Below are 434 nucleotides of genomic sequence, written 5' to 3' on the forward strand. Positions count from 1 at the left end.
GTGCTGGACACCCGACCGACGATCCGCGAGCCGCAACCGCAGAGCCGGCCGATTATCCGCGAGGGCGGTATCGTCTTCGACAGTGTATCGTTCGCATACAGCGGCGCAGCTGGAGAGCGGGCGCTGGAGGGGATCAGCTTCGCGGTGCGTCCGGGTCAGACGGTCGGCATCCTCGGCGCGACCGGAGCTGGCAAGTCGTCGTTGGTCAGCCTGATCCCGCGTCTCTATGACGCGACGGAGGGGCGCATCCTGCTCGACGGCGTGGACGTGCGCGACATCCCGACCGCGGAGCTGCGGCGAGAGGTCGGGCTCGTGCTGCAGCAAGCGATCCTGTTCACCGGCACGATCCGGGACAACATCCGTTACGGCTCGCCGGAGGCATCGCAGCAGGAGGTCGAGGAGGCGGCCCGGGCTGCGCAGGCGCATGACTTCAT

1 protein-coding gene is annotated in these 434 nt (G+C 68.2%); it reads left to right on the forward strand.

From position 1 onward, the window contains the following. A partial coding sequence (locus PA598K_RS38100; protein WP_260405513.1) for an ATP-binding cassette domain-containing protein occupies positions 1-434 on the forward strand: 434 nt, incomplete at both ends.

This window comes from Paenibacillus sp. 598K (assembly GCF_003851045.1).
Lineage (GTDB): Bacteria > Bacillota > Bacilli > Paenibacillales > Paenibacillaceae > Paenibacillus_D.